General features: G+C 71.9%; 1 protein-coding gene. It reads right to left on the minus strand.

Annotated elements, in window-relative coordinates; translation table 11 throughout:
- On the minus strand, positions 1-1,544 hold a 1,544-nt coding region (locus tag VLK66_RS10380; protein ID WP_325309336.1), incomplete at both ends, for a non-ribosomal peptide synthetase.

The following is a 1,544-nucleotide window of genomic DNA, read 5'->3' on the forward strand; positions in this document are numbered from 1 at the left end:
CCCGCGTCCGCCCAGGTACAGCTCGCCGGCAATGCCCACGGGCACCGGCCGCATCGCCGCGTCCAGCACGTACGACTGCGTGTTCGCGATCGGCCGCCCGATCGTCTCCGGACCGCCCGCCGCCCGCAGCGTGAACGTGGAATAGGTGGTGTCCTCGGACGGGCCGTACAGGTCGTAGACCCGCTCCACCGTGCCGGTGCCGTAGATGGCGTCCACCAGCTCGGCGCGCAGCGGCTCGCCGGCCAGGTTCACGGTCCGTACGCCCGCCGGCACCGCGTCGCTCTTCACCAGCGCGGCGATGGCGGAGGGCACGGTGTTGATCAGCCGCACCTGGTCGCGTGCCGGCGCGCTGGGCAGCGCCAGCGCGTTCTCCACGAGGATGACCCGCCCGCCCAGCGAGAGCGGCAGGAACAGCTCGTAGATGGAGAGGTCGAACGAGATGGACGTCGCGGCGAGCACGCCGGACATCTCTTCCGCGGTGTAGACGCCGGCGGCCCACGCGAGCAGGGCCACGGCGCTCTCGTGCTGGATGGCGACGCCCTTGGGGACGCCCGTGCTGCCGGATGTGTAGATCAGGTACGCGAGGTTTCGCGCATCCGCCCGGACGGGCAGGTTCGCGGCGTCGCGCCGGGCGATCTCCCCCGCGTCGCCGTCGATGCTGACCACGCGCACGCCCGCGGCGACCGGGAACCGCTCGCGCAGCGTCTCCTGCGCCACCAGCACCTGTACGCTCGAGTCCTTGAGCGTAAAGGCCAGGCGGTCCGCCGGGTAGGCCGGGTCCAGTGGCACGTACGCGCCGCCGGCCTTGAGCACGCCGAGCATGGACGCGAGCATGTCCAGCCCGCGCTCCAGCCCGATGCCCACGCGCACCTCCGCCCCCACGCCGAGCTCGGCGAGGTGACGGGCGATGCGGTTGGCGCGCGCGTTCAGCTCCGCGTACGTGAGCGAATCGTGCTCGTGGAGGGCAACGACGGCATCGGGCGTGCGCGCCGCCTGCGCCTCGAACAGCTCGTGGATGCACCGGTCCGCCGGGAACTCCGCTTCGGTCCGGTTCCAGGCATCCACCACCAGGCCGCGCTCTTCGGCCGAGAGCAGCTCCAGCCGCGAAAGCCGCACGTCCGCGTCCGCGGCGACCTGCTCCAGCACCCGCTCCAGGTGCCCCACCATGCGCTGGATGGTATCGCGCTCGAAGAGGTCGGTGCTGTAGGTCAGTCCGCCGCGCAGGCCGCGCGGGGTCGCCACCAGGGACAGGTTGAGGTCGAACTTGGCGCTCCCGGCCTCCGCTCCGACTCCGCTCACACTCAGCCCGGAAAGAGCGCCGCCACCGCCCGCGGCGTTCTGCAGCGTGAACATCACCTGGAAGAGCGGCGAGTGGCTCATGCTGCGCTCCGGCTGCAGCTCGGCCACCAGCTTCTCGAAGGGCACCTCCTGGTGCTCGTACGCGCCCAGCGTGGCTCCCCGCACCCGCCCCAGCACCTCGCGGAAGGTCGGGTCCCCGCCGAGCTCCGTGCGCAGCACCAGCGTGTTGACGAAGAAGCCGATCA

Source organism: Longimicrobium sp. (genome assembly GCF_035474595.1).
Taxonomy (GTDB): domain Bacteria; phylum Gemmatimonadota; class Gemmatimonadetes; order Longimicrobiales; family Longimicrobiaceae; genus Longimicrobium.